General features: G+C 36.3%; 27 protein-coding genes and 11 tRNA genes. 2 read left to right on the top strand and 36 right to left on the bottom strand.

What is annotated here, in order from left to right; genetic code table 11:
- Positions 1 to 159: 159 nt before the first annotated feature.
- From AC3WJF_RS19165 to AC3WJF_RS19110, 12 genes are all read right to left on the bottom strand, one after another.
- Positions 160 to 233 (bottom strand) — tRNA-Gly (locus AC3WJF_RS19165).
- A gap of 22 nt (positions 234 to 255) precedes the next feature.
- A tRNA-Pro gene (locus tag AC3WJF_RS19160) sits at positions 256 to 332 on the bottom strand.
- Positions 333 to 381: 49 nt separating this feature from the next.
- A tRNA-Arg gene (locus AC3WJF_RS19155) sits at positions 382 to 458 on the bottom strand.
- Positions 459 to 531: 73 nt separating this feature from the next.
- Positions 532 to 617: transfer RNA gene (locus AC3WJF_RS19150), tRNA-Leu, on the bottom strand.
- A gap of 62 nt (positions 618 to 679) precedes the next feature.
- Positions 680 to 764: transfer RNA gene (locus AC3WJF_RS19145), tRNA-Leu, on the bottom strand.
- A 25-nt stretch (positions 765 to 789) separates the two neighbouring features.
- Positions 790 to 865 (bottom strand) — tRNA-Lys (locus AC3WJF_RS19140).
- Between the two features lie 289 nt (positions 866 to 1,154).
- Positions 1,155 to 1,229: transfer RNA gene (locus AC3WJF_RS19135), tRNA-Gln, on the bottom strand.
- A 56-nt stretch (positions 1,230 to 1,285) separates the two neighbouring features.
- Positions 1,286 to 1,362 (bottom strand) — tRNA-Asp (locus AC3WJF_RS19130).
- A gap of 4 nt (positions 1,363 to 1,366) precedes the next feature.
- Positions 1,367 to 1,438, bottom strand: a tRNA-Glu gene (locus AC3WJF_RS19125).
- Positions 1,439 to 1,447: 9 nt separating this feature from the next.
- A tRNA-Ser gene (locus AC3WJF_RS19120) sits at positions 1,448 to 1,538 on the bottom strand.
- A gap of 4 nt (positions 1,539 to 1,542) precedes the next feature.
- A tRNA-Asn gene (locus AC3WJF_RS19115) sits at positions 1,543 to 1,617 on the bottom strand.
- A gap of 85 nt (positions 1,618 to 1,702) precedes the next feature.
- On the bottom strand, positions 1,703 to 2,161 hold the full coding sequence (locus tag AC3WJF_RS19110) for a SprT family protein (protein WP_492455062.1): 459 nt from the start codon (positions 2,159 to 2,161) through the stop codon (positions 1,703 to 1,705).
- 96 nt (positions 2,162 to 2,257) lie between these two features.
- Here AC3WJF_RS19110 and cmpA point away from each other — a divergent pair, with 96 nt between their 5' ends.
- Positions 2,258 to 2,380, top strand: a complete 123-nt coding sequence (cmpA, locus tag AC3WJF_RS19105; RefSeq protein WP_101356685.1) for a cortex morphogenetic protein CmpA — start codon at positions 2,258 to 2,260, stop codon at positions 2,378 to 2,380.
- 330 nt (positions 2,381 to 2,710) lie between these two features.
- On the opposite strand, the gene AC3WJF_RS19100 is transcribed toward cmpA, so the two are convergent.
- From AC3WJF_RS19100 to acpS, 14 genes are all read right to left on the bottom strand, one after another.
- Positions 2,711 to 4,888: a Tex family protein gene (locus AC3WJF_RS19100; protein WP_492455059.1), complete on the bottom strand. Its 2,178-nt coding sequence runs from the start codon at positions 4,886 to 4,888 to the stop codon at positions 2,711 to 2,713.
- A gap of 91 nt (positions 4,889 to 4,979) precedes the next feature.
- Complete coding sequence (locus AC3WJF_RS19095) at positions 4,980 to 5,576, bottom strand: PP2C family serine/threonine-protein phosphatase (protein ID WP_492455057.1); 597 nt, start codon at positions 5,574 to 5,576, stop codon at positions 4,980 to 4,982.
- Positions 5,573 to 6,373: an RNA polymerase sigma factor SigB gene (gene sigB, locus AC3WJF_RS19090; RefSeq protein WP_492455055.1), complete on the bottom strand. Its 801-nt coding sequence runs from the start codon at positions 6,371 to 6,373 to the stop codon at positions 5,573 to 5,575. The genes AC3WJF_RS19095 and sigB overlap by 4 nt, the downstream gene beginning before the upstream one ends.
- A complete protein-coding gene (gene rsbW / locus AC3WJF_RS19085; protein ID WP_492455053.1) occupies positions 6,351 to 6,821 on the bottom strand; it encodes an anti-sigma B factor RsbW in 471 nt (156 codons plus the stop codon). Before rsbW ends, sigB begins: the two co-directional genes overlap by 23 nt.
- A gap of 17 nt (positions 6,822 to 6,838) precedes the next feature.
- A complete protein-coding gene (locus AC3WJF_RS19080) occupies positions 6,839 to 7,150 on the bottom strand; it encodes an STAS domain-containing protein (RefSeq protein WP_492455051.1) in 312 nt (103 codons plus the stop codon).
- 64 nt (positions 7,151 to 7,214) lie between these two features.
- The gene (locus AC3WJF_RS19075; RefSeq protein WP_492455049.1) at positions 7,215 to 8,225 is read right to left on the bottom strand and encodes a PP2C family protein-serine/threonine phosphatase; all 1,011 of its coding nucleotides are present in this window, start codon (positions 8,223 to 8,225) and stop codon (positions 7,215 to 7,217) included.
- 12 nt (positions 8,226 to 8,237) lie between these two features.
- Positions 8,238 to 8,639: an anti-sigma regulatory factor gene (locus AC3WJF_RS19070; RefSeq protein ID WP_492455048.1), complete on the bottom strand. Its 402-nt coding sequence runs from the start codon at positions 8,637 to 8,639 to the stop codon at positions 8,238 to 8,240.
- 4 nt (positions 8,640 to 8,643) lie between these two features.
- Positions 8,644 to 9,000 (bottom strand): STAS domain-containing protein, encoded by a 357-nt coding sequence (locus AC3WJF_RS19065; RefSeq protein WP_492455046.1) that lies wholly within the window; start codon positions 8,998 to 9,000, stop codon positions 8,644 to 8,646.
- A gap of 3 nt (positions 9,001 to 9,003) precedes the next feature.
- The gene (locus AC3WJF_RS19060) at positions 9,004 to 9,831 is read right to left on the bottom strand and encodes an STAS domain-containing protein (protein ID WP_492455044.1); all 828 of its coding nucleotides are present in this window, start codon (positions 9,829 to 9,831) and stop codon (positions 9,004 to 9,006) included.
- A 191-nt stretch (positions 9,832 to 10,022) separates the two neighbouring features.
- A complete protein-coding gene (gene ndoA / locus AC3WJF_RS19055; protein WP_055741345.1) occupies positions 10,023 to 10,373 on the bottom strand; it encodes a type II toxin-antitoxin system endoribonuclease NdoA in 351 nt (116 codons plus the stop codon).
- Positions 10,374 to 10,377: 4 nt separating this feature from the next.
- A complete protein-coding gene (locus AC3WJF_RS19050; protein WP_114746637.1) occupies positions 10,378 to 10,659 on the bottom strand; it encodes a CopG family ribbon-helix-helix protein in 282 nt (93 codons plus the stop codon).
- 399 nt (positions 10,660 to 11,058) lie between these two features.
- The gene (gene alr / locus AC3WJF_RS19045; protein ID WP_492455041.1) at positions 11,059 to 12,216 is read right to left on the bottom strand and encodes an alanine racemase; all 1,158 of its coding nucleotides are present in this window, start codon (positions 12,214 to 12,216) and stop codon (positions 11,059 to 11,061) included.
- Positions 12,217 to 12,339: 123 nt separating this feature from the next.
- Complete coding sequence (locus tag AC3WJF_RS19040) at positions 12,340 to 13,353, bottom strand: LolA family protein (protein ID WP_492455039.1); 1,014 nt, start codon at positions 13,351 to 13,353, stop codon at positions 12,340 to 12,342.
- Between the two features lie 358 nt (positions 13,354 to 13,711).
- Positions 13,712 to 14,065 carry a holo-ACP synthase gene (gene acpS, locus AC3WJF_RS19035; RefSeq protein ID WP_492455037.1) on the bottom strand — a complete coding sequence of 118 codons (354 nt, stop codon included), beginning with the start codon at positions 14,063 to 14,065 and terminating at the stop codon, positions 13,712 to 13,714.
- Positions 14,066 to 14,139: 74 nt separating this feature from the next.
- Here acpS and AC3WJF_RS19030 point away from each other — a divergent pair, with 74 nt between their 5' ends.
- Positions 14,140 to 14,727: a rhomboid family intramembrane serine protease gene (locus AC3WJF_RS19030; RefSeq protein WP_492455036.1), complete on the top strand. Its 588-nt coding sequence runs from the start codon at positions 14,140 to 14,142 to the stop codon at positions 14,725 to 14,727.
- A 167-nt stretch (positions 14,728 to 14,894) separates the two neighbouring features.
- Here AC3WJF_RS19030 and opp4A (AC3WJF_RS19025) read toward each other — a convergent pair whose 3' ends face one another.
- From opp4A (AC3WJF_RS19025) to AC3WJF_RS18980, 10 genes are all read right to left on the bottom strand, one after another.
- The gene (opp4A, locus tag AC3WJF_RS19025) at positions 14,895 to 16,679 is read right to left on the bottom strand and encodes an oligopeptide ABC transporter substrate-binding protein (protein ID WP_492455034.1); all 1,785 of its coding nucleotides are present in this window, start codon (positions 16,677 to 16,679) and stop codon (positions 14,895 to 14,897) included.
- Positions 16,680 to 16,699: 20 nt separating this feature from the next.
- A complete protein-coding gene (locus AC3WJF_RS19020; RefSeq protein ID WP_492455032.1) occupies positions 16,700 to 17,620 on the bottom strand; it encodes an ABC transporter permease in 921 nt (306 codons plus the stop codon).
- 5 nt (positions 17,621 to 17,625) lie between these two features.
- Positions 17,626 to 18,594, bottom strand: coding sequence for an oligopeptide ABC transporter permease (gene opp4B / locus AC3WJF_RS19015; protein ID WP_492455030.1), 969 nt, complete (start codon positions 18,592 to 18,594; stop codon positions 17,626 to 17,628).
- Between the two features lie 18 nt (positions 18,595 to 18,612).
- Positions 18,613 to 19,539 carry an ABC transporter ATP-binding protein gene (locus AC3WJF_RS19010; protein ID WP_492455029.1) on the bottom strand — a complete coding sequence of 309 codons (927 nt, stop codon included), beginning with the start codon at positions 19,537 to 19,539 and terminating at the stop codon, positions 18,613 to 18,615.
- The gene (locus tag AC3WJF_RS19005; protein ID WP_492455027.1) at positions 19,526 to 20,548 is read right to left on the bottom strand and encodes an ABC transporter ATP-binding protein; all 1,023 of its coding nucleotides are present in this window, start codon (positions 20,546 to 20,548) and stop codon (positions 19,526 to 19,528) included. The genes AC3WJF_RS19010 and AC3WJF_RS19005 overlap by 14 nt, the downstream gene beginning before the upstream one ends.
- Positions 20,549 to 20,976: 428 nt before the next feature.
- Positions 20,977 to 22,749 carry an oligopeptide ABC transporter substrate-binding protein gene (gene opp4A / locus AC3WJF_RS19000; RefSeq protein WP_492455025.1) on the bottom strand — a complete coding sequence of 591 codons (1,773 nt, stop codon included), beginning with the start codon at positions 22,747 to 22,749 and terminating at the stop codon, positions 20,977 to 20,979.
- 19 nt (positions 22,750 to 22,768) lie between these two features.
- Positions 22,769 to 23,677 (bottom strand): ABC transporter permease, encoded by a 909-nt coding sequence (locus AC3WJF_RS18995; RefSeq protein WP_492455024.1) that lies wholly within the window; start codon positions 23,675 to 23,677, stop codon positions 22,769 to 22,771.
- A 26-nt stretch (positions 23,678 to 23,703) separates the two neighbouring features.
- Entirely contained in the window at positions 23,704 to 24,672 is a 969-nt protein-coding gene (gene opp4B, locus AC3WJF_RS18990) for an oligopeptide ABC transporter permease (protein WP_492455022.1), read from the bottom strand.
- A gap of 19 nt (positions 24,673 to 24,691) precedes the next feature.
- The gene (locus AC3WJF_RS18985; RefSeq protein ID WP_492455020.1) at positions 24,692 to 25,618 is read right to left on the bottom strand and encodes an ABC transporter ATP-binding protein; all 927 of its coding nucleotides are present in this window, start codon (positions 25,616 to 25,618) and stop codon (positions 24,692 to 24,694) included.
- Positions 25,605 to 26,624: an ABC transporter ATP-binding protein gene (locus tag AC3WJF_RS18980; RefSeq protein WP_492455018.1), complete on the bottom strand. Its 1,020-nt coding sequence runs from the start codon at positions 26,622 to 26,624 to the stop codon at positions 25,605 to 25,607. The genes AC3WJF_RS18985 and AC3WJF_RS18980 overlap by 14 nt, the downstream gene beginning before the upstream one ends.
- Positions 26,625 to 26,832 lie beyond the last annotated feature (208 nt).

The following is a 26,832-nucleotide window of genomic DNA, read 5'->3' as shown; positions in this document are numbered from 1 at the left end:
TCTCCAAAAAGATGTTTGATATAGCTCATATAATTTAAAACATTGACGTTTCGTTCTGTTTAGTTTTCAAAGATCAAATCTTCGTTACTTCTTGTGAAGCAACTTTTTAAGTGTAACACCGATGCAAATCAATGTCAACAACTTTTTTAAAAGTTTTTTTGGAGCGGGTGATGGGAATCGAACCCACGACAACAGCTTGGAAGGCTGTAGTTTTACCACTAAACTACACCCGCATATTATATTATGTTTTAATAATGGTCGGGAAGACAGGATTCGAACCTGCGACCCCATGGTCCCAAACCATGTGCTCTACCAAGCTGAGCTACTTCCCGATTGAAGTTAGTATATTATTAATATACTTTTTCGCTTGATTGGTTTATATGGCGCGCCCGAGAGGAGTCGAACCCCTAACCTTTTGATCCGTAGTCAAACGCTCTATCCAATTGAGCTACGGGCGCAATATAGAATTTTTTTAATGACTCATTAAATTATTTCACTTCACAAAAACTTATTTTACTGAGTGGAAAGCTTTGGTGCGGCCGAGAGGACTTGAACCTCCACGGGGTTGCCCCCACTAGGCCCTCAACCTAGCGCGTCTGCCATTCCGCCACGACCGCATTTATTAAAAGCGACAAGAATTATTGTAACAAACAGCTAGTTAAAAGTCAATAGTTTTTTTTGGTGCGGGTGAAGGGAGTCGAACCCCCACGCCTTGCGGCGCCAGATCCTAAGTCTGGTGCGTCTGCCAATTCCGCCACACCCGCATTATAAAATTTAGTTTTCTTAAAATGGTGAGCCATGAAGGACTCGAACCTTCGACCCTCTGATTAAAAGTCAGATGCTCTACCGACTGAGCTAATGGCTCATTATATAGATTGCGTAACAGATGTCATTTTGCTTTCTTTCAAAGTGCATCTACGACGTCCCAATCTCAGAAAGATTATTCAAGTAGCAGCTCGATTGGTACACTGGATGCAAGCTGTATTTGTTCTATATTATTATAGAAATTTACGTTCGCTTCGTCCAGCTTTCAGTAAGTCTACTCAAGCAGCAGCTCAAGCTGTACGCTGGATGCTTTTGCTTCGAGGATTACTCATCGCGCTCTACCGACTGAGCTAATGGCTCGTATTAACACATCGCTAAAAACAAAAAAATGGCTGGGCTAGCTGGATTCGAACCAGCGAGTGACGGAGTCAAAGTCCGTTGCCTTACCACTTGGCTATAGCCCAATATTTTGTTTTTATAATAACACACATTAAAGTTCTAATTAAAATTCAAAAGAAAATGGCGGTCTGGACGGGACTCGAACCCGCGACCTCCTGCGTGACAGGCAGGCATTCTAACCAACTGAACTACCAGACCATTATGACCCGTACGGGATTCGAACCCGTGTTACCGCCGTGAAAGGGCGGTGTCTTAACCGCTTGACCAACGGGCCATGGAAATATGGCGGAGAAGGAGGGATTTGAACCCTCGCGCCGCTTACGCGACCTACACCCTTAGCAGGGGCGCCTCTTCAGCCACTTGAGTACTTCCCCATATTGGCTCCGCAGGTAGGACTCGAACCTACGACCGATCGGTTAACAGCCGATAGCTCTACCACTGAGCTACTGCGGAATAATATTTCAATCTCGACTCTTAAAATTATAATGAGGAACATGTATTGTGTCAACCCAATTTCAAAAAAACTTTTCAAAGATGATTAACACTCTATATTTTTCAATTTCCCTTTACACTTTCCACATACGTAACGATTAATATCTACTTTTCTCTTTCTTTTATATAAGGTTTTACAGTTCGTACATTCATATAGTTGGGAAGCTGTTATTCTTTTTGTTGTAATCTTTTTAAGAGGTGTACAGAACCTTGTACCTCCGACATGTTGAAGTAGTACTTTGAAATCATAGTCCTTGTGTTGATATCCTCTTCCCTCTATATGTAGATGATAATGACACAATTCATGTTTGATAATCGCTATGAGCTCTTCCATTCCATGTTCTTCATAGTATTTATAATTCAGTTCAATATTATGGCTTTTTAACAAATAACGTCCACCGGTAGTTCGTAATCTGGGATTGAACAAAGCACTATGTCTAAAAGATTTCCTAAAATACGTTAACGAAATATCCTCCACTAGTTTTTGTAGCTTTGTATTGTCCAACCTCATAACTCTCCTTTTAACAACTAAAATGAACAAGACAACCTATTATAACATATACTAGGTATTAACCTACTTATCAAACAAGGAGGTTTCGATATGCCAATTTGGTTTCAAAATCAAATGAGGAGAGCATTTAATGAAAAGAATCGATATCAAATAAAGTTATTAAACCAATGTTGGTTTTTTTACACGAACCAAAACAGCGAAAAATCCAGTTGATCATTTCCTCAAAGATTCCATCCATATTCTAGCTGATCTATTTATATATTTTTAGCGGACATAGAATCCGCTATTTTTATAAAGTGACGCTAATTTAACGGCTAAGCGGACTCAGAATCCGTTATTTATATATAAACGTGATGAAAACTCGGTTAATTTGCAAAGTAACGGAACCTCTGTCCGCAAACATAAAGAATAAACCCGTTTTATCACAGATAACGGTACTGGTGTCCGCAAAGGTTCAACAAAGTAAAAAAGACCAAATCGATACGCGATTTGGTCTACTAATTATAGAGTTCTTCAACAGAAAAGGAAGTTTTTTCAACTGATTTATTTTTTAAGCATGGTAAGTGATAATCTGCCTTTTTGAGTATCGACGTTTTCGATCCACACGGTGACAATATCTCCAACCGAAACAACATCTAATGGATGTTTGACAAATTGGTTGCTCAGTTTTGAAATATGGACAAGTCCATCCTCTTTTACCCCAACATCAACAAATGCTCCAAAATCAACTACATTTCTTATTGTACCTTGCATTTCCATTCCTGGTTTCAAGTCTTCTAGCTTTAATATATCTTTCTTTAATATCGGTTTAGGTAGTTCGTCACGAGGGTCACGACCTGGTTTATTTAATGAGTCGATAATATCTCGCAAAGTAAGTTCGCCTATACCTATTTCGTTTGAAATTTCCGAAACGGAAAGAGTATCAATAGCATTCTTTAATTTTTCTGAACCGATATCTGCCGTTGTAAAATTCAACTTTTTCAATAAAGATTTTACTTCTTGATATCTCTCTGGATGGATAGATGTTTTATCAAGTGGATCATCGCCGTCCATAACCCTTAAAAAACCAATACATTGCTCATAGGTTTTTGCACCTAAACGAGGAATATCCTTTAATTGTTTACGGTTAACGAACCGTCCGCTCTCATTTCGTACTTTAACAATATTGCCTGCAACGGTTTTACTTAATCCGGCTACATACTGTAATAAAGATGGTGAAGCAGTATTTACGTTTACCCCGACTTGGTTAACAGCCGTTTCTACAACAAATGATAATGAGTCGTTAAGTTTCTTTTGTGAAACATCATGTTGATATTGTCCAACGCCTACAGATTTCGGGTCAATTTTCACTAATTCTGCTAATGGATCTTGTAGTCTTCTTGCAATCGAAACGGCACTTCTTTCTTCAACCTGCAAGTCTGGAAACTCTTCACGTGCCAAGTCAGATGCAGAATAAACACTTGCACCAGCTTCATTTACAATAATATAAGATATATCATTTTTTATCTCTTTCAGAATTTCAGCTACGAATTGTTCCGTTTCTTGCGAAGCGGTACCATTTCCAATTGCAATGATTTCAATTTGAAACTCTTTTAAGATGTTCATGACCTTTTCTTTCGCTTCTTCTGGTTTCGCCTTAGGTGGATGAGGATAAATAACCCCTATGTACAATACTTTTCCTGTTTCATTTACAACTGATAATTTACATCCGGTACGATAGGCTGGATCTACTCCCAATACCAATTTCCCTTTTAATGGGGACTGCAATAGCAGGTTTCGTAAGTTCTCAGAAAAGATATGGATCGCTTGATCTTCACCCTTTTCTGTTAACTCATTACGAATTTCTCTTTCAATCGCTGGCTGGATTAAGCGTTTATATGCATCTTCCACAGCTTCTTGAATCAATACAGCAGTTATAGAGTGAGATAGTTTGATTACCTTTTTAGAAAGTTGTGCAACGATTCTTTCCGTATCTGGTTGAACCGAAACACGTAGTATATCTTCCTTTTCACCGCGATTTAAGGCTAAAATACGGTGTGGAACGATTTTCCTAATAGGTTCCTCGTATTCATAATACATTTCAAAAACCTTTTTCTCATCATTTTCTGCCTTTTTTACAGAAGATGAAATCATTCCTGTTTTATATGTATCTTGTCGAATCCACTCCCGATGGTGCGCCTCATCAGACACCCATTCTGCAATAATATCTTTCGCACCCGTTAAGGCATCCTCAACACTATGTACTTCCTTATCTTCCGAAATAAACGCAGCCGCCTTTTCATTTACATTACCCGTAACAGGGAAAGTCATCATCCATTCAGCTAAAGGCTCCAAACCTTTTTCCTTCGCAATGGTCGCCTTTGTCCGGCGTTTTTGCTTATATGGCCGATACAAATCTTCAACAGTTTGCAGCTTATCAGCTGCGATTATTTTTTGCTGTAATTCTTCCGTTAATTTCCCCTGTTCTCCTATTAAACGAATAACTTCTACTTTTCTTTGTTCCAAATTTTGAACGTAGGTCCATCTATCCATAATGGCTCTGATTTGAACCTCATCCAACGCTCCCGTCATTTCTTTTCGATATCTCGCAATGAACGGAACAGTATTTCCCTCTTCAAGCAATGAAATGACTGTATTTATTTGTTTTGGAGAAAATTTCAATTCCACAGCTAAATGCTTTTTTAACTGTTCATCTCTTGTTGTTACAGTTTGTTCAACCATTCAATTCACCCGTTTCTTCATTTAATGGCTCGTTAGAAATCCTCACATTATTTTACCATGTTCCAATATAAAGTGAAAAAGCCTGCACTTATTAAAGCAAGCTTCCAATAATAAAAGTAGTGTCATCTGTTTTTAACATGTGATTTTCTTCTATTTCATTTCCGATCACTTCTAAAGAGCGGCCGCTTTGTAATAACGATTTTGATCCTGTTAGTCTTAAACCGTCTGAATGTATAAGAAAACGTGAATTAGCTTCATAAGTAAACTGCTGTGTCCGGTATTTTTGTGGCCTTCCAGATAAATATCCCGTCACCGGTAAAGGAAAGGTTGTTTTTCCAGATGGTGTGTATAAAAAACAACGAATGTTTCCTACACAACTATAAGTGGATTCTCGTTTCTGAAGGTCAATTTTCATTATAGAAACGGCTGCACCTCTCTTATTCACTAGTAGCTTATTACTTTCATGGATGAGGGTGTCTACATCCATTTCCACGTTTTCCTTTACATAATCTACTACAGTTGAAGATGCATCAAAAGCCTCCTTGCCGCTTCCTAATCCATCGGCTAGCACACAAAGAAACGTGTCGTGATCTAAGGTCATATAAAAACTATCCCCGCAGTACTCATTTCCATCCTTTGCCGTTTGATAGGCATACGCTTCTAGCAAATGATGTTGGATTTTCATCATAGTAACTTTTTCTCCGAATTTATGTTTTTTTTCGCAAAAATGGCTTCACGTAATTTTTTTATAGCACGACGTTGTAATCTTGACACATGCATTTGCGATATCCCAAGCTTCACACCAGCTTCTTTTTGACTCATATTCTCTAAATATGTGTATTGGATAATTTGTCGTTCCTGTTCACTTAGTACATGTAATACTTTATCGACAACTAAGCGCTGATCAACCTTTTCATATCCACTGTCTATATTTCCTACTATATCTAATAACGTGACGGTGCTACCATCTGAATCCGATTCAATAGAATGGTCAACCGATAAGGTTTGGTAGCCTTTCCCCATTTCCATTGCCTCAAGAACCTCTTCTTCTGAGACTTGTAGGTTTAAGGCAATTTCGTCAATTTTAGGCGATCGTTGCAATTTTACCGTTAATTCCTCAACGGCTTTTTTGATTTTTGGACCAAGCTCCTTAATTCTTCTAGGAACATGTACACTCCATGTCTTATCGCGCAAAAATCGTTTTATTTCCCCAACGATAGTTGGAACCGCATATGCCTCAAAGCCCTTTCCAAATGAATCATCATATCTTCTGATCGCACCAAGTAAACCGATAATTCCTACTTGAAAAATATCCTCATGAAAATGATTTCCTTTTGAATATCTTCTAGCTATCGAATCAACGAGTTTCTTGAAATGGTTGACAAGCTTTTCTTGTACTTCTTCATCTCCATCTTTTTGAAAGGATTTAATTAAATCCTTAACATTATCCGGTTCCAAACATTTAGGTTGAGACAATTTTTCCAATGGTCTCCACCTGCTCTCCTTCAAGGTACTTCGTCATAATGACTGTTACCCCTTCATTTTGAAGAATTTCCACTTCATCCACGAGACTCTCAATTAAGTATAAACCCAAGCCCCCTTCAAGTAGCATTTCAGTTTGGTTCCTTTCATGGTAAGGACCGATTTTCCCTTTGACTTTGTTATAATCAAAACTTTTCCCCGAATCAGCTACTACTACTTCTAAGCGGTTAAAATAGACACCAAAACTAATGGCAATTTGCCCTTCTAAACTTCCTTTATATCCATGTTGGATTGCATTTGTAATCGCCTCGCTTGTGGCAATTTTTAAATCCTCAATAATTTCGTAATCGAACCCCATTCGACTTGCAATTCCAGAAAGTGTTAACCTTATAACACCAACATATTCCGGGTTTGCAGGAATTTTCATCTCGATGTATTCAAATCCTTCCATTATTACACACCCTCTGCCTAATTATTAATCTCCATAATCTCTGCCAAACCGGTAATTTGAAATAAACGTTTAAGGCGTGGTGACAAACCTGTTAGTTTTAAACTGCCTCCATTTTCTTTTAACTGCTTAAATAATCCAACAAATACTCCAAGGCCTGTACTATCCATATAAGAGACTTCCGAAAGATCTACATTCATATGGATAGGTTTTTTATCCTCATATGGTTGAAATGAATTTCTTAGTTTTGGTGCCGTATAAGCATCAATCTCTCCGTTTATTTTTATACTAACTTGCTCTTCCAATTTTGTAATATTTACGGTAAAATCCATCAACTCCACCCCTTTACAGTATTCCTTTATTCTCTTTACCCTTTTTTCTTCATACGAAACATGTTTATTTCATTCTTTTTATAATAATTAAGGTAAAATCATCACGAAGCTGAAAAGCTTGGAGCCTTTCTAGATCTTTATATACGTTATTCACTATTTCGTTTGCAGATAAGTGAATATATCTTTTTATAGTTGAAGTTAGGGCATCTCTTTCAATAAAACCTTCCTCCGTTCTGCATTCCGTAACACCATCAGATAAAAGAATAATCATATCCCCTATATTTAGTTTTTTTGAATATCCTTGATAATTCGATTTTTTATTTACTCCGAGAAGCAGCCCCTTTGCTTCTAAGTCTAAAAACTGCTTCTGCCCAGCATCGTAAAAAAATCCTGGCTCATGACCGGCAGATGCATAGTAAAATTGGTGCTGCTTTGGCTCATACATTCCGTAAAACATTGTAATGAACATGCTTGGGTCAACATTTTGTTCTACAACCCGATTTAGATCTTCAAGGATGCGGCTTGGTTTATGATGAATATCTGTCAAACTATCCATCGCATATTTAATCATGGACATACATAGGGCTGCTGGAATACCTTTTCCTATGATATCAGCGATAGCAACCCCAATGCGATTTTGTTCATCTTCGATAAAATGAAAATAGTCACCGCTCATTTTTTTTGCTGGTACACTTATTGCACCAATATCCAAATGTTCCACTCTAGGGATCTTTGTACCCAGTAATGTTTTTTGCATATTTGCCGCTACTTCAATTTCATTCTTTAATTCAATTTGCTCATCTCTAAGACTTTGATGTTCCCTGTATGCTAAGCCATATCCCATCATTATCTCTAATAAAACATCGAAGGAATGCAATACACTTTCCTGCATATTCGGTTCAATCTGTAACATTATAGAACGATGCAAACTAATCATTTCTTCCGGAGATATTTGATGTTCAATCAATTTTCGGCTAAATTTCTGCCCTTGATATAAAACTTGTTCGCTTTGCTCATTTAAATAGTTCTTTAATATATTTCTGTACTTCATTTCCATCCTATCTTTAAAGGTCATCAATCACTCCCCCTATCGGAGCCATTTTGTCGTTTTAATAGTCGTTCCCTGATTTGGCTTAGAATCAATATCTAAAGTATCCATTAATCGCTTTACTCCCGGCAATCCCGCTCCTAAACCACCTGAAGTTGAATATCCATCCTCCATCGCTTTCCGGATATCTTGAATTCCTGGTCCATCATCTTCGGCGATAACTTGTAAGCCCCATTTCCCATCTGCAAAGACTTTTTCAATGGTTACTTGACCTTGTTTCGCATATAGAAAGATATTCCTTGCCAGTTCACTAATTGCTGTCGTAATCCTTGCTTGGTCTACCGTTCCGAAATTAAGTTCTTTTGCAATATTTCTTCCTAACTGGCGGACTGCAACGATGTCCCATTCGTTAAAAATCTTCACACTGGATTGGAACTCCATATAGTCAATCCCCCAGTTCCTGTTTTAATTTCTCCAAACCATTTTCTAAATCTAACGCAGTAGATACATCCTCTAAGCGAATACCGAGTTCAATGAGGGTAATTGCAACAGCTGGTCGTATACCCGTGACAACAACTCTCGCCCCCATTAGCTTAGACATACTGATTACATCATCAAGTACTTTTGCTATAAAAGAATCAATGAAATCAATGGACGTAAGATCGATCACAACACCCTTGGCACTTGTTTCATGTATTTTATGTAATAAATCTTCTTGAAATTGAAGGGCTGTTTGATCATCGAGCTCCCATTGAATGGATACGAGCAGACAGTCATGCAACTTTAATATTGGTATTCTCAATACTTATGCCTCCAATTTAACAATTTTTCGATTTGTCATCTCTAACGCTTTTTCAATCCCAATCCGCAATGTGCTTGTTGTAATAATTTGATTTAAGTTTATTCCTAAGTTAACGATCGTTTGCGCAATTTCCGGCCTAATTCCAACTAGCATACACCTAGCCCCCACTAAACGAACAGCATCAGCTGCTTGAATAATATGATGAGCAACCATTGTATCCACTACAGGAACACCTGTAATGTCAATTAAGACTACCTCTGATCTATGTTTCACAACTCCACTCAAAAGATTTTCCATGATTAATTTTGCTCTTTCCGTATCAATCGTGCCCACTAAAGGCATAACGGATATTTTTTCGAACACAGGAATTAATGGTGCCGAAAGTTCTTGCAGTGCAATTTTTTGTAGTGAAACAATTCGTTCCCATGAAGCGGTATAAGCTTGAATAATTTCGTGAAACATAGGAGTTATCCATTGATCATAGACCATTGCAAATTCCGATACTCTGTCTGAAGGGACTAATTCCTTTTTAAATATTTCCGTATAGATGATTCTTCCTAATGTTGTTAATCCCAATGATACATATGTCAACGGCCAGCCTAGTCGAACAATCCTTTCCGAAAATTCCTCAAGCTTATCGGAATATTCCTGATTCGATTTTTTAATTCGCGCAAAAATAACATCCACAAATTCTGTACTCAGATTAACATATACTGACTCTGAGACAGTTTTTGTAACCCTCTCATCACCTTCTTCCTTCATTTTTTTCATCCATTCTACTAAGATAGTTTCTTTATTGTTTGTTAAATATTCTCTTAGTAAATTTTGCATACAACCTCTCCATTCTTAGTCAATAGATTTATTGTTTTATCTTTATCCTATATTAATGGTAACAAATTATTAATATTGAAAAAAATCGTTTTACCACTTATTAAAGTAAATAATACTTATTGCCTATTATTTTTTACCGAATATTCCGACGTTTAATAAAATAAAAAAAACGCCCTTATTTTGAGCGCCATTTAAAATTCTATAAGTCCTAAACTGATTTGTAAGGCATCGTCTACTTTTTCCATCATTTCTTCGTCGAGATGCGTGATTTTGTCCGTTAAGCGTTGTTTGTCAATTGTGCGAATTTGTTCAAGCAAAATAACAGAATCGCGTTCAAAGCCGTAACGCTTTGCATCAATTTCAACATGTGTAGGCAGTTTTGCTTTTTGGATTTGCGCTGTAATAGCAGCAACAATTACAGTCGGACTAAACCTATTCCCTATGTCATTTTGGATGACTAACACTGGTCGGACTCCACCTTGTTCAGAACCAACCACGGGGGAAAGGTCAGCAAAGTACACGTCACCACGCTTAACAATCAAAGGACTAACCTCCGCTAACCAAGCGTTCTACTGTATGTTCTGCTTCGTATTCTGCCTGAATCGCTTCCGATGCTATCGCTAAATTGATTTTAGCCATTTCCATATATCCACGTCTCATGGATTCACGAATTTGACGTTTCTTTCTTTCACGAAGATACATTTTTGTAGCACGATAAATAAATTCATTACGATTCACATTCTCTTGTTCAGCAAATCCATCAAGTTCTGATAATAGTTGTTGCGGTAATCTAATTAATATTTCTGTTGTTGCGCTGGATTCAGACACAAACTACACCTCCACCAATCACTACACACCGATTCCTATATACCAATTTAATAATACCACCAAATTATTTATATGCAAAGACTATTTAGTCATTCCACCCTATTATCGGCATAAAAATCGACCAATTATGCATAAATAAAGACTCTTTTCTTAAACTTTGTTGTTTTGCAATCGTAAATTTCATAAATTTTCCCATTCAATATTAGAATTGGTAATCCTTTCAAGAAATGATGCCCCGAAACGGAATCTTATTAGGAATATAATCAAAGTACGTAAAACAACCATTTATGCGATATAGCCTTAATGTAACAAGTGTATGTTCAAAACCTATCTTCTCTTCACAGTATTTCCTATACATTTTCTCATTTACATCATTATTTTCCAATTTCAACATCTTTTTCAGAAATCTAATATCCCATTTCTTGTTTCGGATACTTCACCATTTTTTATAAAAACTCTCGGCACCCTTCTAGAAATGGTGCATGGTATTTCATAATTTATCGTTTCTAATTTACGAGCAATATCATTTATTGAAATAAAAAGATCACCCTGTTTGCCTATCAATGTTACCTTTGTACCAACAGGCAAGTAGTATGGAAGCTTAATCATACATTGATCCATACAAATTCTTCCTACTATCTGAGCTTTCTTTCCATCCACCAAAACTTCCTGTCCTTGTAACTTACGAATCCATCCATCAGCATACCCTATTGGAAGTGTTGCTATCCACTCTTCTCCTTTTGTATGATAGGTTGAACCATAGCTTATACCTTCGCCCTGTGGAAGCTGCTTCACATGTACAATTTTTGTATGGAGGGAAAATACTTCTTTTAATGGAAACGGGATCAAGTCTTCCATCTCTTCCGAAGGCGTCAAACCATACATTGCGATCCCTAATCTCACTGCATTAAAACCAGATTGCGGAAAACGCAAAGTGGATGCACTATTGGCACAATGAACATACCTTGGTTTTTCCTCTAAAGTATTAACCAATTCCATAAATCGATTTAATTGCTCTTCATAATAATCTGTATTTAGTTCATCAGCCGTAGCGAAATGAGTAAATACCCCCTCAAAATTAATGTTATGATTATTTCGTGTGATATCTACTATATCCTTCAATTCATTAATTTCTCTAATACCAATTCTCCCCATGCCTGTATCACATTTCACATGTACAGATAGTAACTCATCTTTCTTTAATGAATGTATGGCTTTTTCGAGCCATTCCTTTTGAAACACAGTTAATGTAATGTTATGTTGGGCAGCAACAGGAGCATCCTCTGGTCGCGTAGCCCCGAGAACTAGAATTGGAACATTAATACCATTTCTCCTTAGTACTAATGCTTCATCCAAAAAAGCCACATTCAAGCCATTTGCACCAGCTTCTAATGCGGTTTTGGCTACTTGTACATCTCCATGTCCATATCCATTCGCTTTTACTACAGCAAATATTTCAACATCTGCTGGTAAATACTTACGTACAGACATTATATTTTCCTTTAAATAGTCTAATTCAATTTCCGCCCAAGTATCACGATAATATGGTAAATTCATAGCTTTAAGACACTTCCTAAGAAAGATTAAGAACCATTATTGTTTTGATTATTTATCTCAAATAACATAATGTCAACTATTTCATAAAAAAAACAGGTTACCAAAAGTAACCTGCCCATTCTTTTATTTAACCGGCTGACCTTGCACGGATTCGGCTATTTCAATCATTTCAACTTTTGATAATTTATTCGAAGCAATCATATAATCGACCCCATCTTGTGTCCAAGACAGAGAATTTTTTGTCATTTCACCAACTGAAAAACCAAGATCAACCATATCTCCATTCATTGCAGTAACTTCCATTACAGCAGTTGGAGATACTGTTGCCTTTTCTTGTATCAACGTAAAAGGTTTGTCACCACTATATGTGAGTATGACCCTTTTCCCTTTAGCTGTATTTACTTCTTTTTCATCATAAAATTCTCCAATTTTAGCTTCAGGGTATTTCACTGCGAACTCAGTACTGTTCACATTTACGTCATTTGGAGTTTTCCCAAACGTAGCACCCGTTAAGTTCTTTTTCGTATCGAATGCGTTTTTATCAAACTTAGCATTCAATTGAACCTTTGTAAATTTCACAGAAACTAAAGTATTTTTATTTGTATCCATTACTTTTACACTTTTCGGTGTTAACGTCCTTTTATCAAAAGAAATTTCTTGTAAGGGAAGCATTTTATTATTTTGATAACGGGTTTTTGTTTCAAATACATAAGTATTCTTTGTTACTTTAAATTTCGCATTTTTGTCTTGTAAAATATCTTTTACTAAAGACTCATATAAATAAGCTTGGCTGCTATTTTTTGGCCATTCACTCTGAAATTTATAGCTTTTATTCAAAGTTGGCGTTAATACATAGACACCGTCCTTGTTTCTCAAAATCATTTGACTTTGATCTTTTTTAGAATTTTTTAATTGAACCCTGTAATACTCTGGTTTATTATGCCAAACTTCAATATCATAGACCTGCGGTTCATTTCCCATTTTCAAAGTCATTTCTGCATTTACTTTATACCCTGATAATTTTTCTAGCTTTCGATTCAAATCTTTTACAACATCCTCTTGCGACTTGGATCCACAAGCTGATAGTGCCAGTATTGCTGCTAGTACCACTGCAAGCATCCAAAACTTTTTCTTCATCCCTTCAACCCCTTCATTACTCATTTATTCGTTGGTGAAGAGAAAGGCCATTCAATACGAATCGATAACCAAAAGTTCTGTTTGAAGTGAACTTTGAAGCTATTTCCCACTGAGCCTTGTCTCTCCTATCGCACTATGAATATATGAGACAACCTTCAGGAATATGCAAGGGATGATGAATCTCTCCTTGGAAATTGTATAATTTGTCTGTTTTCTAAGTACATATTAAATTATTGGCTGTGATCACTTCGAATCCTTTATGAAGAGCGAATAATTCGAAGCGAAAGAAGATCATCTATCATAACATACTTAAGTTTGGATTATTTATGAAAAGTTTATATTATCAATATCTATAAATTCACACTTCTTCTATTATGACTTGTGCTACAGCATAGTGTTCACTATGTGTGATAGAAAGATGGACCCCTTGCTCCTTTGGTTTCGTTATATATGGCTTTCCATTCTTATCAATGGAAATTTCAATATCTGTAAAGGACAATTCCTTTCCAAAACCTGTTCCATTTGCTTTAGCAAATGCCTCTTTTGCAGCAAATCTCCCCGCCAAAAATTCTATTTTCCGCTTTCTAGTTAATGTTTTATAGACTTGAAGCTCACTTTCTACAAGAATCTTTTCCGAAAATCTTTCTTGCCTCTCACACACTTTTCCGACCCTTTCTATTTCCACGATATCTAAACCTATTCCTTTTATCATATGTAAAATCCCTTCTATTAAATATATCTGCAGCATACATATATTGTACAATCCTCCAGAAAAGGAGCAAAGTAATGTTTTCTCGAACTAATACTTTATCCACTTATATAAAATCCTATCCTATCACTTTTTTCATTATCATTGTTCATATTTGTACTTATAGCCTTATTTTGACTCCAATTATTCCGAATCAGCTACTATTTAATAAATTAATTGGTATAAACTTAAATATTTCTGAAGGTGAAATATGGAGACTATTCACCCCTATATTTATTCATTTTCATTTTGACCATTTTTTTTATAACACATTATCACTTGCGATCATGGGTCCATTTATTGAAAATTTAATAGGAATACGGAGATTCTCACTATTATATTTTATTTCCGGATTTACTGGAAATGCTGCTACTTTTTTATTTCTTCCACTATCTTATGCGCATGTTGGATCTAGCGGTGCTATTGTTGGATTACTAGGTTGTTTTCTATTTTTTGCATGGCAAAAAAAGATTCTTATATCTGAACGAAATCAAATTATTTATTGGATTATCTTGGTGATATCCGTACTCATGACCATTTTTGAAACAGAAGTAAATATAATAGCACATCTTGCAGGTTTTACTACAGGTTTCTTATTCGGTTGGATTTTTTCAAAAGGAGAATAATTAAGATTGTTATACTACATGCTTTTTTATACTCTCAGGGTATCTTTATTTTTATGTAATCGACTTTTATTATTCCGAACAAATTACCCGTTTGTTTCTGATTACAAAATGGTAAATATAAAAAAAGGATGGTCCATATTATTTGGACCATCCTTTTTTTATTTTTCTTACTCTACATCTGGAGTGTCGCTTGTTACTGTAATTGCACTCCATAGATCGTTATCTTTTCCAGGCTCAATTGTGTAACCTTTAACACGATTATTAACAGCTGTTAAACTATAACGGTATAGTGTTGGAATGACAGGCATTTCGTCATTCATGTATTTTTGCCACTCATCGTATGTTTTCTTACGGAAGTCATGGTCAAGAGCTTGTTCAGAATGACCATCTTCCAATAATTTAGAGTTTTCGTCACTAACAAAACGCTCAAAGTTGAATGCTACATCCTCACCATATAGTCCGTATGGATCTACGTCAGTACCAGTACTCCATGCACCTGCAAAGATGTCGATCTTTTTGTCATCTGCTTCAACCATTTTGTAGAATGAGTTGAATTCTGCAAGGCGTCCATCAACTAATTCAACATCTAGACCCACGTTTTTCCAGCATTGCATATAGAATTTCGCAAGTGGTTCTGCAGTATCATCGCCACTCATCGCTAAGAAATTGATTTTGAACTTGTTTCCTTGTGGATCTTCACGAAGACCATCACCATCAACATCTTTATATCCTGCATCATCCAATAGCTTCTTAGCCTTTTCAGGATCATAACCAACTGCATCTGCATCACTATGCCATGATTCGAATGCTGTTGGAATTAGAGATGTTGCCGGGAAACGTAATCCGTTATAGATTTTTTCTCCAACTGACTTTTGATCTAATGCATATGCCATTGCTTGACGTAAATTCTTATCTTGGAATTTAGGATTATCCATTACGTTAATACCTTTTTTCGCATCCCAATGTCCTAATTTAAAGCCAATATAATTGTAAGCAAGGCCAACCTTACCTAAGAATTGAAATGCCTTAGCATTTTTCGCTGCCTCGTATTGAGGTGTTGGGAATTCTGCGATATCAACTTCGCCTTTTTTAAGAGATTGCAAGATTACTTTCGGATTTACAACTTTCAAAACGATTGATTTTAACTTTGGCTTTCCTCTCCAATAATTATCATTACGAACATACTCAACAGATTCTCCTGGAACAATCTTTTTGATTACGAAAGGTCCAAATCCGATTGGTGTTTTATGAATTCTATCCGACTTCGCAAGATTTTTAATCGGAGTATCTTTCCAATAATGCTTAGGTGCTATATAGTCCCAAATACCTGTTAAAAGCGATGGGTTTGCTTTTTCAAAAGTAATGGTAAGTGTTTTATCATCAATAACTTTAATACCAGAAATATCCTTTGCTTTCCCTTTATGGTAGTCTTTCATACCAACAATGCTTTGAATAATATCGTCACCGTAGCGCACGCCTGTATAATCTTTACTTCCAAGCACTAAGTAAGTATATTCATAGTCTTCAGCAGAAACAGGCACACCATCTGACCAGTTTACATTGTCCTTAATTTTTACAGTAAGTGTTTTATGGTCATCTGACAACTCATATGTTGCTGCACCATCATTTGTAATTTCATAATCACCATTTCTACTAAACAGATTCTCATCAAAAAACTGCATTACTTCAGTATCTGGAACTCCTTCTGCATACAGTTCGCTCAATACACCTTCAAATGGAGTATCGGATACTAATGCATAGTTTAATGATCCATCCTCAACGCCATCTTTATCATTTTTTACAGCAACTGGAAACGCACTAGTATCAACTAACTTTTTACCACCTGCTCCCGGCTTCTTGCCACTACCTCCTGTTGAACTGCTACAAGCAGATAACAGTAGTCCCAGGACGACGACGAGGCTGAAAAACTTAAATAGATGTTTCTTCTTCATCCTTACATTTCCCCCTTTTATTATCCTAATCTTTGTCTTGCATCGGCTGCACGCTTTAGCGCTTGGCCAATAAAATTTATACACAGCATCATTACTAGGATTAGCAATGACGCAGGTAACCAAATCCACCACTTATTTTGTAGAACATCTGGATTGGATGAATAACTTACGAGAGTCCCCAAACTCGGAGTACTTTCCGGCAATCCAAATCCTAGATACGATAAACCTGACTCGATTCCTATGTTTCCAGCAAGGTTTAATGTTAAGGTAACGATGATAATCGAACTTAAATTTGGTAGCACCTCGCGAAAAATGATTTTCCAATTCGGTGTCCCGAGTGTTTTTGATGCGTGCACATAATCTAGTTCCCGTTCCGCAAGGGTCTTGGATCTAAATAACCTTGCTATCCCGGTCCAATAGAATGCACTCAAAATTAATATGAATGTGTATACATTATATTTTGGTGCAATTGTCACAAATACGATAATTAGCATTAATGTAGGTAGAATAATGATAAAATCAATTATACGCATGATCATATTGTCGACTTGGCCACCGAAATAGCCTGCGCAAAGACCTACACAAAGGCCGATGATTCCTGTTAATAAGGTTATGAGAAAGCCGATAGTAAAGGAGTTTTTAGCTCCGATAATTAATTGTCCCAATATATCCCTGCCACCATAATCAGTTCCTAGTAAATGTTCAGCTGATGGAGGTGAATAAATGGATAATAAATCGACTGTGGTAATTTTATCTTGATCTAGTAAAAGAGATGCTCCATATACAATAATTATAATTAGCACCAGTAAAATTAATGAAACTAACGCAATTTTATCTTTCACGAGCTCCCGCCACATAACGGATAGGACCCCGAGATTCTTCGGTTTCTCTACTTTCTGTTGCGGATTTGCAATTTCAGCTTTCAAGTTTATCTCCTCCATCCATATTATTCGATTCTGATTCGTGGATCTACAGCACTTAAAATGATATCTGATAATAAAGTACCTATAAGAGTTGCTAAACCTGATATCATGACAAGTGCAGTAACAACACTGAAATCACGTTGGGAGATTGAGGATATAAACAGCTGACCAATACCCGGATAACCATAAATGGATTCTAGGAACACCGAACCACCTATTAAACTCACAATGTCATATCCTAGAAATGCTGCTATCGGTAAAAAGGAATTCCGTAATATATGATGTGTATATACCTTTGATTCCTTTACTCCTTTTGATCTAGCGGTTTTCACAAAATCTTTTATTTTTGTATCGATAATTTCATTTCTCAACATCTGTATATTATAGGTAGTACTTATTATTGCACCCGAAAAAGCAGGTAAAATGAGATGATTTAATTTACTCATCCAATAAGCAAATGTACCGTTTTCAACACGAATATCTACACTACCACTTGTCGGAAACCATCCTAGGACAAATCCGAAAACAAATAATACTAATAATGCAAAAATAAATAGTGGTGTGGCAAAGGTCAAATAATTATATCCAACAATTACTTTATCAGCCACCGAATCCGTCCATCTCCCACTTACAATCCCTAGAGGAATCGAAATAATATAGGTTAAGATTAGAATAGCAGCAGATAGCAGAATTGTATTCCATATTCTTCCTTCTAATAATTGTGTGACAGGTACTTGGTGTATTATAGACAATCCTAAATCCCCATGTACCAATCCTTTGATCCATCTACCATATTGAATATATGGTGGGTCAAGCAATCCAAGTTTTTGTTTCAGTTCTAACATGGTGTTCGCATCCATTTTTGTATTACCTGCTAATTGTCCTGTTAAGGCATCTCCTGGCATCGCCTTGGCCAAAGCAAAAATAAGTACACTCAAAATGAACAACTGAGGGATCATGATCAAGATTCTTCGCAATATAAATTTGAACATATTCTGCAGGTCACCTCTCTACGGTAGTGCCACTGAGTGGGTATCGGAAATTGGTTTTAACTTGTGCACTTTACCCTCAGCATTAAAATATTTGTCATATGAATTTTTATACTCTGCATTAACTTCTTGACGAATCTCCACTTGTTTTTCTCTATTCTCAGGATTGATTTCCGGAATAGCAGAAATGAGACGTTTTGTATAAATATGTTGTGGATTAGTATAGATTTCATCACTTGTTCCTTCTTCCACAAATTGACCGCGGTACATGATTCCAATCCGGTCACACATATGTTGAATAATCCCTAAATCATGACTGATGAATAAATACGTTAATTTAAATTCCTTTTGGATGTCCTGCATGAAGTTCAATACTTGGGCTTGGACGGAAACATCCAGAGCTGATACAGGTTCATCAGCGATAATTAATTTGGGTTTTAGTGTTAACGCTCGGGCAATCCCAATCCTTTGCCGTTGTCCACCAGAAAACTCATGTGGGTATTTAAACACAGATTCAGGGTTTAATCCTACTTTTTCGATATAATATTGCACCTTTTCTCTTTCTTCTGCAGGTGATAATCTCTCAAAATTACGTAATGGTTCAGCTACAATATCCAAAACACGTTTCCTTGGATTTAATGAAGAATAAGGATCTTGAAAAATCATTTGAATATCACGACGATAGTTATGATAGGCACCCCTACTCAGCTTTGTTAAATCTTGATCTTCGAAAATAATTTCACCTGAGGTTGCCTTATTTAGGCCAATAATAGTACGGCCAGTTGTTGTTTTTCCACATCCTGATTCTCCAACTAGTCCATATGTTTCTCCTTCATTTAATTCGAAGCTAACATCGTCAACCGCTTTCACATGGTCAACAACTTTTCTGAAAAAACCGCCGCGAATTGGATAATAGACTTTTAGATTATTAATTTTAAGAAATGTCATAGTTAATTTCTCCTACGCTGTTTTTCGGAAAGTCGAAGTTCTTGTAACATGTACAACGTACAAAATGATTCGGCTCTACTTCGCGTAAAACTGGATTTTCTTCATGTTCTTGCTCTCCCATCCAGTTTATACGTTCCTTAAAACGACAGCCTTGTCGTGGTAATTTTTGCAGAGATGGTACAATTCCTTGAATCACATGCAACCTACCTTTAGCTGTTGAAGTGGATGGAATGGAATTTAATAATGATCTTGTATACGGATGTAATGGATTTTTAAACAAAGTATTTACATCTGCTAACTCTACAATTTCCCCCGCATACATAACAGCTACCCGGTCTGCCATTTCAGCAACAACCCCAAGATCATGTGTGATAAGAATAATTCCTGTCTTCATTTGCTTTTGAAGATCCTTTAATAAATCCATGATTTGGGCTTGTATAGTTACGTCCAATGCTGTTGTAGGCTCATCAGCAATGACTAATGATGGATCACATGCAATCGATATTGCAATAACGACACGCTGACGCATCCCACCCGATAATTCATGTGGGTATTGCTTATATGTTCTTTCAGGATTAGGAATTCCTACTTTTTTCAAGAGTTCAATCGTTCGTGCTTTAATTTCAGAACTTGAAAGCTTCGTATGATATGTCATACTTTCTTCAATTTGCTTCCCACAAGTCATTAATGGATTAAGCGCAGTAAGCGGATCTTGAAAGATCATTCCAATATCTTTCCCGCGAATCTTATTCATTTCCCCTGTTGACAATGAAAGAAGATTTCTCCCATTAAAGTTAACATTGCCTTCTAATTTCGTTCTTCCATCAGGATGTAATCCCATGACCGACAGAGCTAGCGCACTTTTTCCACATCCAGACTCCCCTACTATTGCAACCACTTCGTTCTCTTGAACAGTTAATGAAACGTCATCAACAGCAGCAAAATATTCATCTTGAATACGAAATGAGGTACGTAGGTTCTGTAATTGTAAAAGTGGTTGATTTCCCAATATAAATCCCCCTTAACAAAGAAACCTTGATGTCAAAATTTAAAATTTTATTAAAATTTCATTAAATTCATTAACCAAATTATAGATTGATATATTCGAATAGTCAATATAGTTTTTTTATTTATATAATTTCAAATTAAACTTTTTAACTAAGTAATAGTTCCTATACAACTATGAATCATTGATAAATATGGATTTTCACTAATTGTTTAGTAGTACTTTTTCCTCAAATATTTTAAATTTTCTATAAAGTATTATGCGAGACTAACAATTTTAAAAAACAACTATAGCGTTAGATAGAATAAAAAAACGCATAGTCCTATTTGCTTCCCGACTATTTACGCAGATTCAGAAGTATTCATCAGATGTTCAATATAAGATTATAAAAAAAAGAAGACCCCAATTTGGGATCTTCATTAGTCTAACAATTATTCAACATCTGGAGTATTGCTTGATACGCCTACGTTCATCCAAACGTGTTGAGCAGCTGGATCAACTGAGTATCCTGTAACACGATTGTTAACTGCAGTGATTGCAGAACGGAATAATGTAGGGATTATAGGCATTTCATCGTTCATATATTTTTGCCATTCATTATAAACGTTTTGGCGATAATCATGATCAAATGCTTTTACTGAATGACCATCAGCTAATAATTGATCGTTTTTCTCGCTTACGAAGTGAGAGTAGTTGAATGGAACATCTCTTCCGTATAATCCGTATGGATCTACGTCAGTACCAGTTCCCCAAGCAGCTGCATACACATCTACTTTTGGATCATCATTTTGAACCATTTTATAGAATGAGTTGAATTCAGCTAAACGTCCATCTACTAGTTGAACATCTAATCCAACATTTTTCCAGCATTGCATATAGAATTTAGCAAGCGGTTCAGCAGTATCTCCACCACTCATTGCTAAGAAATTAATTGTGAATTTCTTACCATTCGGATCTTCACGTAAACCATCACCATCAACATCTTTATATCCAGCATCGTCTAACAATTTTTTCGCTTTTTCAGGATCAAATCCTACTGGGTCTGTATCCTTGTTGTACCAGCTTGCAAAAGATGGTGGGATTAAGCCTGTTGCTGGGAAACGTAAACCGTTATAGATTTTGTCTCCAACAGATTTTTCATCTAACGCATATCCCATCGCTTGACGTAAACGCTTGTCAGCAAATTTAGGGTTATCCATTACGTTAACACCTTTTTTCGCATCCCAATGTCCTAATTTGAAGCCGATATAGCTGTATGCTAAATCCACTTTACCAACGAATTCGAAGTTCTTAGATCCTTTTGCAGCAAGGTATTGATCTGTAGGGAAATCCGCTACATCAACATCGCCTTTTTTAAGTGATTGTAAAATTACTTTAGGGTTAACAACTTTTAATACTAATGACTTTAAATTAGCTTTTCCTGCATAATAGTCATCGTTGCGTTCGAATTCAACTGATTCTCCAGGAATAATTTTCTTGATTTTGAAAGGACCAAAACCAATTGGAGTTTTATGAATTTTATCAGATTTAGCAAGATCTTTGATTGGAATATTGCCAAGATAATGCTTAGGCATTGCATATGGCCATAAACCAGTCAATAAAGATGGGTTTGATTCTGTAAATGTAATGGAAAGCTTTTTATCTCCAAGAATTTTAATACCAGAGATATCTTTTGCTTTTCCTTTATGGTAATCTTTCATACCAACAATACTTTGAATAATGGCATCACCATAGCGAACACCAGTATAATCTTTGCTACCAATTACTAGGAATGAATATTTATAATCTTCCGCAGTAACAGGTTTACCATCAGACCAATTTACATTGTCCTTAATTGTTACAGTGATGGTTTTATTATCATTTGACATTTCATATGATGCCGCACCATCATTTGTAAATTCATAGTCGCCATTTGTTGCAAATAATGGTTCATCAAAGAATTGCATTACTTCTGCATCCGGGTTTCCTTCGTAAAATGCATAATTTAGAGTTCCTTCAAATGGAGTGTCAGATACTAGAGCATAGTTTAGACTTCCATCAGCCTCTGCACTCTTGTTGTTCTTAACTACCATCGGGAAATTACTAATATCTTCTTTTGGCTTATCAGCCGTCTTTTTGCCGCCTGTTTTACTGCCACATGCTGATAACAGTAAGCCTAGAACGACGATGAGACTCATAAACTTAAATAGATGCTTTTTTCTCATCTTTTCTTTTTCCTCCCTTTTATCCTAATCTTTGTCTTGCATCGGCTGCACGTTTTAGTGCTTGTCCGATGAAATTTATACACAGCATCAATACTAAAATTAATATTGATGCGGGTAACCAAATCCACCATTTATTTTGAAGAACATCTGGATTGGATGCGTAGCTCACGAGAGTACCCAAACTTGGAGTACTTTCCGGTAATCCAAATCCTAGATAGGTTAGACCTGACTCGATCCCAATATTTCCAGCAAGATTTAAAGTCAAATTAACGATAATAATAGAACTTAAGTTTGGTAGCACCTCACGAAAAATAATTTTCCAGTTCGGTGTTCCCAAGGTCTTTGAAGCTTGAACATAGTCCAGTTCACGTTCTGAAAGGGTCTTCGAACGAATTAACCTTGCTTTACCAGTCCATAAGAATACACTCATGATTAAGATAAACGTATAAACATTATATTTAGGAGCAATCGTAACGAATACGATAATTAACATTAATGATGGCAGGATAATAATAAAGTCAATAATTCGCATGATAACATTATCCACTTTACCCCCGAAGTAACCTGCACAAAGACCTACGCAAAGGCCAACGGCACCTGTTAACAGTGTTATACATAAACCGATAGTGAATGAATTTTTAGCACCAATGATTAGTTGTCCCAATATATCTCGGCCGCCATAATCTGACCCTAATAAATGTTCAGCAGATGGAGGTGAGTAGATCGATAATAAATCGACTGTGACAATTTTCTCTTGATCTAACAAAAGCGATGCACCATATACGATAATTAAAATAATGGCCAGCAAAATCAATGAGCATAGAGCAAGCTTGTCTTTTACTATCTCTCTCAACATAACTGAGAATGCACCATTACTATTTTTTTTCTTCACTTTTACTTCTGTAGGATTGATAACTTCAGCTTTCATGTTTGTCCTTTACCTCCTCTCTCTTGCTATTCAATTCTAATACGTGGATCTACTGCACTTAATATAATATCTGAAAGCAATGTTCCGATTAGTGTAGCTAGACCAGATATCATAACAAGAGCTGTAACGACACTAAAGTCACGTTGTGAGATTGAGGATATGAAAAGCTGTCCAATTCCTGGATAACCATAGATGGATTCCAAGAATACAGAACCACCTATTAAACCTGTAATTTCGTATCCGAGAAAAGCTGCTATTGGTAAAAAGGAGTTTCTTAAAATATGGCGTGTATAAACCTTTGATTCATTAACCCCTTTTGCTCTTGCAGTTTTAACAAAGTCCTTTATTTTTGTATCTATAATTTCATTCCGCAGAAATTGAATCGTTACGGTTGTACTTATAATCGCCCCCGAAAAGGATGGTAGTATGAGATGATTCAACTTACTCATATAGTAAGCAAACGTTCCATCATCAACTCGAATGTCCACACTTCCACTCGTTGGAAGCCAACCTAAGACAAATCCAAAGACAAACAACACTAAAAGCGCAAAAATGAATAGTGGTGTAGCAAATGTCAGGTAGTTATATCCTACAATCGCTTTATCTGCCCAGGAATCAGTCCACCTACCACTTACAATGCCAAGCGGGATGGAAATAAGATAACTTAGGATTAAAACACATGCAGACAAAAGGATGGTATTCCACATTCTTCCTGCAATTAAATCTGTAACAGGTACTTGGTGTATTATAGACATTCCAAGATCCCCATGAATTAATCCCTTAATCCATCTTCCATATTGAACGTATGGAGGATCAAGCAACCCTAGCTTTTCTTTCAATTCATGCAAGGTTTGCGCGTCCATTTTTGGATTACTTGCTAATTGTCCTGTTAAAGCATCTCCTGGCATGGCCTTCGCCATTGCAAAGATAAGAATACTCAAAATAAACAACTGAGGGATCATAATTAAAACTCTTCGCAATATAAACTTCAACATATTCTATAATCCCCTCTCCCTATGGTAGTGCAACAAAGTGTGTGTCAGAAATAGCTTTCAGTTTGTGTACTTTACCCTCAGCATTGAAATATTTATCATAAGAATTCTTATACTCAGCATTAACTTCCTCACGCATTTCCGACTGTCTATCTCGGTTTTCAGGATTAATATCCGGAATAGCGGAAATTAAACGTTTCGTATAAATGTGTTGCGGACTTGTATAAATTTCGTTGCTTGTTCCTTCTTCTACAAATTGACCACGATACATAATACCAATGCGGTCACACATATGTTGAATGATACCTAAGTCATGGCTGATAAATAAATACGTTAAATTGAATTCCTTTTGAATATCCTGCATGAAGTTCAACACTTGAGCCTGTACAGAGACGTCCAAAGCAGATACAGGCTCATCCGCTATAATTAGTTTTGGTTTAAGTGTTAAAGCCCTTGCAATCCCGATCCGTTGACGCTGTCCGCCTGAGAACTCATGCGGATACTTATAAATGGATTCTGCATTCAATCCAACTTTCTCAATGTAGTACGCCACTTTATCTTTTTCTTCTGATTTTGATAAATTTTCAAAATTGCGTATAGGCTCTGCAATAATATCCAAAACACGTTTTCTTGGATTTAAGGAAGAATAAGGATCCTGGAAAATCATTTGAACATCTCTGCGAATATTATTAAATTCTTTTTTACTTAATTTTGTAAGGTCTTTATCTTCAAAAAGAATTTCACCAGATGTCGCTTTATTTAGACCAATAAGCGTTCGGCCAGTCGTTGTTTTCCCGCATCCTGACTCTCCAACGAGTCCATATGTTTCTCCTGGTTTTAATTCAAAACTGATATCGTCTACCGCTTTCACATGGTCAACGACTTTTCTGAAAAAACCACCTCTAATAGGATAATAGACTTTGAGATTATTAACTTTAAGAAATGTCATCGTTCATGTCCCCTAAGTTTTCTGGAAAGTGAAAGTTTTTATAGCATGTACAGCGTACATAATGATTAGGCTCAACTTCCCGCAAAATTGGATTTTCTTCATGTTCTTGTTCATCTATCCAATCAATACGAGCTTGAAAACGGCAGCCTTGTCTCGGAAGATTTTGTAGTGATGGAACGATCCCTTTTATAACATGCAATCGATCATTTCCTGATGTTGTAGATGGGATAGAATTTAATAAAGAACGTGTATATGGATGAAGTGGATTTTTAAATAATGTCTTTACATCCGCTAATTCCACAATTTGCCCAGCATACATAACCGCCACACGATCCGCCATTTCGGCAACAACCCCAAGGTCATGGGTGATAAGAATAATTCCTGTCTTCATTTGCTTTTGAAGATCTTTTAGCAAGTCCATTATTTGAGCTTGAATAGTCACATCTAAAGCAGTTGTAGGTTCATCCGCAATCACAAGTGCTGGATTACATGCAATAGCAATCGCAATAACTACACGTTGACGCATCCCACCGGATAATTCATGTGGATATTGTTTATATGTCCGCTCAGGATTAGGAATCCCAACTTTTTTTAGGAGTTCCAATGCCTTTAATTTAATTTCAGAGGCAGATAATTTTGTATGATAGTTCATGCTTTCTTCAATTTGCTTTCCACAAGTCATTAACGGATTAAGTGCAGTAAGAGGATCTTGAAAGATCATCCCAATATCTTTTCCACGAACCTTATTCATTTCTGATGTTGAAAGTGAAAGAAGATTCCGACCACTGAAATTAACATTACCCTCTAGTTTTGTTCTTCCATCTGGATGCAAACCCATGAGGGAAAGAGCAAATGCACTTTTTCCACATCCTGATTCCCCTACAATTGCGACAACTTCGTTTTCATTAACCGTTAATGTAACGCCATCCACCGCAGCATGGAACTCATCTTGTATTCGGAAAGAAGTACGTAAGTCTTGTACTTGTAAAATTGGTTGATTGCCCAATACAAATCCTCCTAACTTAAGAAGCTTATATGTCGAAATTTGTTGAATTTCTTAAAATTTCATTAAGATTATATTTCATAAGTATAGATTGATATATTTGAATAGTCAATACAATTATTTTATTTATATAATTTTTAATTTTAATTTTCAAGAAGAAACCCTTATTGTAGCGGGATTTTGGCGTGCACAAATACACATTTTATAATTA

This window comes from Heyndrickxia sp. FW510-T9 (assembly GCF_058781025.1).
Note: the sequence above shows the minus strand (reverse complement) of the source record. Positions and strands in the feature narration are given on the sequence as shown.

Excerpts from the sequence above, each read along its gene's own strand:
- AC3WJF_RS18995 (WP_492455024.1), bottom strand. The coding sequence starts at position 23,677 with ATGAAAGCTGAAGTTATCAATCCTACAGAAGTAAAAGTGAAGAAAAAA.
- opp4A (WP_492455034.1), bottom strand. The coding sequence starts at position 16,679 with ATGAAGAAGAAACATCTATTTAAGTTTTTCAGCCTCGTCGTCGTCCTG.
- AC3WJF_RS19095 (WP_492455057.1), bottom strand. The coding sequence starts at position 5,576 with ATGATGAAAATCCAACATCATTTGCTAGAAGCGTATGCCTATCAAACG.
- AC3WJF_RS18985 (WP_492455020.1), bottom strand. The coding sequence starts at position 25,618 with ATGACATTTCTTAAAGTTAATAATCTCAAAGTCTATTATCCTATTAGA.
- AC3WJF_RS19070 (WP_492455048.1), bottom strand. The coding sequence starts at position 8,639 with ATGGAGTTCCAATCCAGTGTGAAGATTTTTAACGAATGGGACATCGTT.
- rsbW (WP_492455053.1), bottom strand. The coding sequence starts at position 6,821 with ATGGAAGGATTTGAATACATCGAGATGAAAATTCCTGCAAACCCGGAA.
- AC3WJF_RS19080 (WP_492455051.1), bottom strand. The coding sequence starts at position 7,150 with ATGGATTTTACCGTAAATATTACAAAATTGGAAGAGCAAGTTAGTATA.
- AC3WJF_RS19040 (WP_492455039.1), bottom strand. The coding sequence starts at position 13,353 with ATGAAGAAAAAGTTTTGGATGCTTGCAGTGGTACTAGCAGCAATACTG.
- AC3WJF_RS19010 (WP_492455029.1), bottom strand. The coding sequence starts at position 19,539 with ATGACATTTCTTAAAATTAATAATCTAAAAGTCTATTATCCAATTCGC.
- AC3WJF_RS19100 (WP_492455059.1), bottom strand. The coding sequence starts at position 4,888 with ATGGTTGAACAAACTGTAACAACAAGAGATGAACAGTTAAAAAAGCAT.
- opp4B (WP_492455030.1), bottom strand. The coding sequence starts at position 18,594 with ATGTTCAAATTTATATTGCGAAGAATCTTGATCATGATCCCTCAGTTG.
- AC3WJF_RS19030 (WP_492455036.1), top strand. The coding sequence starts at position 14,140 with ATGTTTTCTCGAACTAATACTTTATCCACTTATATAAAATCCTATCCT.
- alr (WP_492455041.1), bottom strand. The coding sequence starts at position 12,216 with ATGAATTTACCATATTATCGTGATACTTGGGCGGAAATTGAATTAGAC.
- cmpA (WP_101356685.1), top strand. The coding sequence starts at position 2,258 with ATGCCAATTTGGTTTCAAAATCAAATGAGGAGAGCATTTAATGAAAAG.
- AC3WJF_RS19060 (WP_492455044.1), bottom strand. The coding sequence starts at position 9,831 with ATGCAAAATTTACTAAGAGAATATTTAACAAACAATAAAGAAACTATC.
- AC3WJF_RS19075 (WP_492455049.1), bottom strand. The coding sequence starts at position 8,225 with ATGACCTTTAAAGATAGGATGGAAATGAAGTACAGAAATATATTAAAG.
- AC3WJF_RS19020 (WP_492455032.1), bottom strand. The coding sequence starts at position 17,620 with ATGGAGGAGATAAACTTGAAAGCTGAAATTGCAAATCCGCAACAGAAA.
- acpS (WP_492455037.1), bottom strand. The coding sequence starts at position 14,065 with ATGATAAAAGGAATAGGTTTAGATATCGTGGAAATAGAAAGGGTCGGA.
- opp4A (WP_492455025.1), bottom strand. The coding sequence starts at position 22,749 with ATGAGAAAAAAGCATCTATTTAAGTTTATGAGTCTCATCGTCGTTCTA.
- opp4B (WP_492455022.1), bottom strand. The coding sequence starts at position 24,672 with ATGTTGAAGTTTATATTGCGAAGAGTTTTAATTATGATCCCTCAGTTG.